This is a genomic window from Pseudoxanthomonas suwonensis J47, from assembly GCF_000513955.1.
Lineage (GTDB): Bacteria > Pseudomonadota > Gammaproteobacteria > Xanthomonadales > Xanthomonadaceae > Pseudoxanthomonas > Pseudoxanthomonas suwonensis_C.
This window is the reverse complement of the sequence record NZ_AZUZ01000034.1, coordinates 22,641-28,640: the sequence shown is the minus strand read 5'-3', so window position 1 is coordinate 28,640 and position 6,000 is coordinate 22,641. Positions and strand designations below refer to the sequence as shown.

8 protein-coding genes are annotated in these 6,000 nt (G+C 71.2%); 2 read left to right on the top strand and 6 right to left on the bottom strand.

The features are described from left to right. Positions 1 to 100 precede the first annotated feature (100 nt). The gene (locus M503_RS0110460) at positions 101 to 1,447 is read right to left on the bottom strand and encodes an MATE family efflux transporter (protein WP_037061139.1); all 1,347 of its coding nucleotides are present in this window, start codon (positions 1,445 to 1,447) and stop codon (positions 101 to 103) included. A gap of 176 nt (positions 1,448 to 1,623) precedes the next feature. Here M503_RS0110460 and M503_RS0110455 point away from each other — a divergent pair, with 176 nt between their 5' ends. Further along, entirely contained in the window at positions 1,624 to 2,388 is a 765-nt protein-coding gene (locus M503_RS0110455; protein WP_028920499.1) for a spermine synthase, read from the top strand. 86 nt (positions 2,389 to 2,474) lie between these two features. On the opposite strand, the gene M503_RS0110450 is transcribed toward M503_RS0110455, so the two are convergent. After that, positions 2,475 to 2,783, bottom strand: a complete 309-nt coding sequence (locus M503_RS0110450; protein WP_028920500.1) for a hypothetical protein — start codon at positions 2,781 to 2,783, stop codon at positions 2,475 to 2,477. Between the two features lie 138 nt (positions 2,784 to 2,921). Further along, complete coding sequence (locus M503_RS0110445; RefSeq protein WP_197017216.1) at positions 2,922 to 3,482, bottom strand: HD domain-containing protein; 561 nt, start codon at positions 3,480 to 3,482, stop codon at positions 2,922 to 2,924. A gap of 111 nt (positions 3,483 to 3,593) precedes the next feature. On the opposite strand from M503_RS0110445, the gene M503_RS17630 reads away from it, so the two are divergent. Beyond that, positions 3,594 to 3,836, top strand: a complete 243-nt coding sequence (locus M503_RS17630) for a hypothetical protein (RefSeq protein ID WP_028920502.1) — start codon at positions 3,594 to 3,596, stop codon at positions 3,834 to 3,836. Positions 3,837 to 3,900: 64 nt separating this feature from the next. Here the strand turns inward: M503_RS17630 and M503_RS0110435 are convergent, their stop codons facing one another. The 3 genes from M503_RS0110435 to M503_RS0110425 form a co-directional block, all read right to left on the bottom strand. After that, complete coding sequence (locus M503_RS0110435) at positions 3,901 to 4,230, bottom strand: thioredoxin family protein (RefSeq protein WP_028920503.1); 330 nt, start codon at positions 4,228 to 4,230, stop codon at positions 3,901 to 3,903. Positions 4,231 to 4,333: 103 nt separating this feature from the next. Continuing rightward, positions 4,334 to 4,888 (bottom strand): DUF2058 domain-containing protein, encoded by a 555-nt coding sequence (locus M503_RS0110430; RefSeq protein WP_028920504.1) that lies wholly within the window; start codon positions 4,886 to 4,888, stop codon positions 4,334 to 4,336. 175 nt (positions 4,889 to 5,063) lie between these two features. Then, positions 5,064 to 5,963: a LysR family transcriptional regulator gene (locus tag M503_RS0110425; RefSeq protein WP_197017215.1), complete on the bottom strand. Its 900-nt coding sequence runs from the start codon at positions 5,961 to 5,963 to the stop codon at positions 5,064 to 5,066. Between the last annotated feature and the right edge of the window lie 37 nt (positions 5,964 to 6,000).

Genomic DNA, 6,000 nt, shown 5'->3' with positions numbered 1-6,000 from the left:
CCTTGTAGAGTCGGGCTTGCCCGACTCCCACGCCGGGTGAACCGACGCCCCGGAAAAAGCAGCGGGGCGAGCCCCGCTCTACGATGTGGTATGCCGACGGTCAGGACAGGTCGGCGTCCAGGCGCCGGTAATACGGCAGCAGCGCGGCGGCGCGGGCGATGACGAACACCACCATCGCCGCCCACAGGCCGTGGTTGCCCCACGTGTTCGCGCCGGCCCAGGCGCACAGCGCGAACACCGCCAGCGACACCACCGCCGCATTGCGCATCTGCGCCGTGCCGGTGGCGCCGATGAACACCCCGTCCAGCTGGAACGCCGCCACCGACAGCAGCACGTACAGCGACGTCCACGGGAGGTATGTGCGCGCCATCGCCGCCACCTCCGGCAGCGAGGTCAGCCCGCCGACGATCACTCCGCCGGCCAGCCACAGGCCGATCGCCAGCGCCGCGGCGGTGACCACCGCCAGCTCGCTGGTCAGCCGCACCGCGCGACGGAACCTGGCGCGGTCGCCCGCGCCCACCGCCGTCCCCACCCGCGCTTCGGCGACGAAGGCGAAGCCATCCAGGAAGAACGCGCTGAAGGACACCAGCTGCAGCAGCAGGTGGTTGGCCGCCAGCGTCGCATCGCCCAGCCCTGCGCCCTGGCGGGCGAAGAGACCGAAGCCGGCCAGCAGGCACAGCGTGCGGATCATGATGTCGCCGTTGGCGGCCAGCGTCCGCCGCAGCCGCGCGCGATCGCGGATGCGCGTCCATGGCAGGAACGGCTCGCCGTCGCGATGCCGCTCGCGCAGCAGCCGCCATACCAGCACCGCGGCGACCACGCAGCTCACCCATTCGGCGATGGCAGTGCCCAGGCCGATGCCGCGCGCGCCCATGTCCAGCACGCCGGCGAAATACACGTCCAGCGCCGCGTTGAGCCCGTTGAGCAACAGCTGCACCGCCAACAGCGTGCGGCTATGTCCCAGTCCGATCAGCGCCCCGCACAGCGCATACAGCGCCAGCGCCGCCGGTGCGCCCCATATCCGCGCGCCGAAGTAGGCGGTGCCGGTATCCGCGACCGGCGCGCTGGCATCCATCAACGCGAAATAACCGGCGACCAGCGGCCACTGCAGCACCCACACTGCCAGGCCTAGCGCGACGCCCAGCAGCAGCGGCCGCAGCAGCGCCGCGCGCACCTCCGCCTCGTCGCCGGCGCCGGCCGCCTGCGCGACGAAGCCGGTGGTGGACATGCGCAGGAAGCCGAAGCTCCAGTAGATGAAGTTGAACAGCAGCGCGCCCAGCGCCAGCGCGCCCAGGTCCGCGGTGCTGCCGAAGTGGCCGATCACCGCGGTGTCGACCAGGCCCAGCAGCGGCACCGAGGCATTGGCCAGGATGATCGGCCAGGCCTGGCGGGCGACGGTGGCGCGGGTCAGCGGTGCGGGCGCGGTGGGAGGCGATGTTGCGGTCATCGGCGAATGATGCCGGAGTGGATGTGCGAAGGCATCGCTGCTCGAACCGATCCATGCACTCCGCGCGGCGAACGCGCCGGGTACGCTGCTTTTTCCCGGGATTCAGCCCCGAACTTGAACCGCTGACCGCAATTGGCGAGCATGGGACACCTCCACTTCACTGGGAGGATCCCGGATTGAATCCAGCCAACGGCCACCGCGCCGGTTTCCGCCTGCACGCCCCGCCGGCCGCACCGGCCGCCACCACCCTGCTTGCCGACGAGCACACCGGCCTGCAGCACGTCATCGTCAGCCGCCACCCGCGCTTCGGCGGCCAGCTGTTCCTCGACGACGACCTCCAGATCTCCGAATCCGACGTCGCCTACGGCGTGGCGATGACCAGCCCGCTGCTGGCCCTGCGCCGCCTCGAACGGGTGGCCATCCTCGGCGGTGGCGATGGCGGCGTCCTCAACGAACTGATCCGCACCTTCGAGCCGCTGGACACGCTGCCGTCGGAGCTGACCATGGTCGAGATCGACGCCCGCGTGATGCAGCTTTCGCGCGAGCACCTGCCGGCCCTGTGTGGCGACGCCTTCGACAGCACGCACGCGAACATCGTCATCGGGGACGCCTTCGCCTGGATCGCCAAGGCACGCGACCTGGACGCGGTGATCTACGACCTGACCATGGATCCGGTGCGCGAAGGCCAGTCCCGCGCGGAGTTCATCACCGGCATCATCGGCCACATCGCCCGCGCCCTGCGCCCGGGCGGCATGCTCAGCATGCAATGCTGCGGACACGGCCGCGACGACGCGATCGACCGCGCCCTGCGCCGCGAGGTACTGCCGCTGATCCGCGAGGCCGTGGACGCGCACTTCGTCGAGCGCTGCGAACAGGACGTGCTGGTCCCGTCCTACCAGGACCTGTGGACCTTCCTCAGCGCGCGCAAACCACCGGTCTGAGCACTTCCTCCAGGGCGCCGCACGCCGGTCCGGTCGGCTCCCCGCCGTGTCGCGCCAAACCGGCGGGATAAGCGAGCGCCCGCAACCTACAGGCGCTCTACCGCACTGGCCCGCACCAGCACTTCCTCCTGGCGGAAACGTCGCTCCAGGGCCTGCCGGTACGCCGCCCACCAGCCATGGTCGACGCGGGCGGCCATCACCTCGAACAGCACGACCTCGTCGCGCTGCACCGAGCCGTCGTCGTCGTCCCACAGTCCGACCGCCGGCGCGCGGACGAAGGCGGTGACGCCGCCGAACCGTTCGGCCAGCTCCGCACGTACCGCGTCGAACATCGCCTTCGGGAAGGCCTTGCCGTGGTTGTCGTGGAGCGGGAGGAAGAGCTGGATGAGGTGCATGGCGGCGGCCGTGCGGGCGGCGGTTCGGACACCATGGCAGCGGCGGCGTACAGGGGGCGTGGCGGCAGGCGCCTACGCTTGCGCCATGCCCGGCTGGCGAAGAACGGACCGGCGCCTTCCCAGGGGGATCCGTAGCCCTTACACCGGCCGCGCCGCGAACGCCTGGTCGAACACCGCCTCAAGCGCGGCGTGGGTTCCGCGCAGGCGGTCCACCAGCTGCCCGGCCCAATCGAAATAGTCGCGGCGGCGGTACAGCGGCCAGTCGGCCGGGGGCGAAGTGGCGATGTCGCGCAGGTTGGCGATCTTGTCGGCCAGCTTGATCAGCCGCGCGCCTTCGGGGATGTGCGCGGCGTGCTCGACCTGCAGGCGCTTGCGCTCGGCCTTGGGCAGCGACTTGTCGTCCGTCACCGCCTCCACCAGCAGCCGCACGCTGGCGCCGAAGCGGTGCTCCAGCATGCGCCGGCCTTCTTCCAGCGTCGGCTGCCCTTCGCCGCCGCAGCAGTCCTCCAGGTAATCGTGCAGCGCGGCGGCGCAGAGCACGTCCGTGTCCTGGACCCGGGCTTCCACGGCGAGGATGCGGACCAGTTCGACCGGGTGGTTGATGTAGGGCGTGCCTTCGGCGTCCTTGCGCTTCTGCAACCGGTGCGCATGGGCGGCGAAGGCGATGGCGTCGATGACGCGGGTCAGTGCGGTGTCCATGCAGTCCCCTTCCTGTTTCGTCTGCCGGAAGCATGGCCGCGTACCGTCTCAGCGCCCGAGAATGGCCGGGCCGCCCCGAGCCGGTTGCCCACACGACCCGGGGACTTCGCCTTGAACAAGCTGCTCCCCACCCTGCTGGGTATCGCCCTGGCGGCCTCCGCCACCCCGCCCGCGCAGGCCGCCGAAGGCACCGGCGCGGTGAAGAACGTCGTGCTCGTCCATGGCGCCTTCGCCGGCGGCTCCGGCTGGCGCGGCGTCTACGACGACCTCAGCGCCCGCGGCTACAAGGTGACCACCGTGGCCGAGGTGATCGACACCGCCGCCCGGGAAGCCGCCAGCGCAAGGAAGGGTTGAATCCGGCGCCGCGATGCGTAGCGCGGGCCGGGCGTGTCGCGGCGCGAGGATCCGCCTTGCCCGCTCAGCCTCCGACCATCGCCGAGCGCAGCTCCAGCAGGTCTTCGTTGGTGCGCGGGCGCACGACCCGCGCCAGCTCCTGGCCCTCACGCAGCAGCACCAGCGTCGGCCACAGCTTGACCTTGAAGGAGCGGCCCAGCGGCTTGCCGCGCCCGTCCTCGATCTTGAGATGCTGCAGCCGTAGATGCTCGGACACGAAGGCCTCGATCGCCGGCTGCGCGCCCTGGCAGTGCGGACACCAGGGCGCGCCGAACTCCAGCAGCAGCACGCCTGCGCGCGCGTCCACGTCGGCGCGGACGGGCTCGGATTCGAGGTAGGTGTTGGTGTAGGCCATCGACGGCTCCAGCCCGTGCCTGTGGCCGGTCAGGTTCCCACCAGGCCCGTGGCCGCATCGTGATCCGGTACCGGCCAGCGGACCACGGACGGCCCTGCCCGGCTCACCACATCAGGTCGTCGGGCACCTTGAACTGCGCGTAGTAGGCGGCGTCCTCGTCGGCCGGATCGACCGGCTCGCTCGAGGCCTGGCCATGGTCGACCACGATCATCGTCGCGTCGCGCTGGCGCACCTGGTCGGCGGCCACCCGCGGCAGCAGCTCGAAGCCTTCACCGGCATCGACGATGACCAGTGCGCCGGAGGCCAGCTTGCGACGCTGGTCCTCGTCCACCAGCAGGGTGCGGATCACCCCTGCGGCGGTGAAGCGGTACTCCAGCTCGCCGCTGCGCGCGACCTTGCGGTCGCGGACGATCTGCCTGGCCTGCGCCTGCAGCTCGCGCTCGTGGGCCTGTGCCTTGCGTTCGGCCTCCAGCGCCCGGTCGCGCTCGGCCTTCTCGGCCCGCGCACGTTGCGCCTCCAGCTCGATCCCGCTCGGCCCGGCCCCGCCGCCCTTGGCCGTGCGTGCCCTGGCCTGCTCGCGCGCCACCTCGGCCACCTTGGACTTCTTGACCAGCCCGGCCTTGAGCAGCTGTTCCTGGAGGGGGTTGGGCTTGGCCATCGGGGCTACACGTGTCTCGGGGTGGGTCAGGATACCCGGCACGACGCCGTCTGGCTGAACAAGCAGGAGGCCGATCCGCTCCGCCCGACGCTACCGGCGCCCCTGGTGATGGTGGTCCTCGCGCTGGTGCCGCACCGCCAGGACGGTCACGCTCCGGCTGTCCCCGCTGTCCCATCTACCCCGGCACCGCGAACCCCGGCTGCTCTGCAAGCCGCTCGCCGATGAAACGCACGAACTCGCGCACGCGGGCCGGCTGGTGGCGACGGGACGGATAGAGGACGAAGGCCTCGTGGGGCGGTGCCTGCCACTGAGGCAGCACCACGGCCAGCTGCCCGGCGTCGACCAGGTCCTGCACCAGCCAGCCGGGGGCCAGGCCGATGCCGGTGCCCATCAGCAGGCTCTCGCGGATGGCCATGGAGTTGTTGATCCGGTAGCGGCCGCTGAGGCTGGGCGTCGTCCGCGCGCCGCCGGGTCCGTGCAGCTCGACGACATCGCTCGCCCAGGCGAAGCGCAGGTAGTTGTGCGCGGGCACGTCCTCGGGCCGGCGGATGGCCGGATGGGTGTCGAGGTAGGACGGCGCGGCCACCAGGCGCCGCGGCGATACGGCGATCTTCCTGGCGACCATGTTCGGCGGAAGCTGCGCGCCGATGCGGATCGCCACGTCCATGCGCTCCTCGACCAGGTCGACGACGCGGTCATTGAGGATCAGCTCCACCTCCAGGTCCGGGTGGTCGCGCATGAACTCCTGGACCAGGCGATTGAGCCGCAGCACGCCGAGGCTGACCGGCTCGGTGACGCGCAGCAGCCCCGCCGGCGTCTCGGTGAGGCCGCGCGCGTCGGCGACGGCGGTGTCGAAGTCTTCCAGCATGCGCCTGGCGCGCTCGTGGAAACGCCTGCCCTGCTCGGTCGGCACCACGTGCGTGGTGCTGCGCTCCAGCAGGCGCACGCCAAGGCGGTCCTCCAGCGCGGCGACGAGCTTGCTGACGGTCGGCTGGGTCGTGTGCCGTTCACGCGCGACCGCCGACAGGCTGCCCAGCTCGACGACCCGGACGAAGACCTGCATGGCACGCAGCATGTCCATTCATTCGAAGCCGGAATAAGCGGCATTCAAG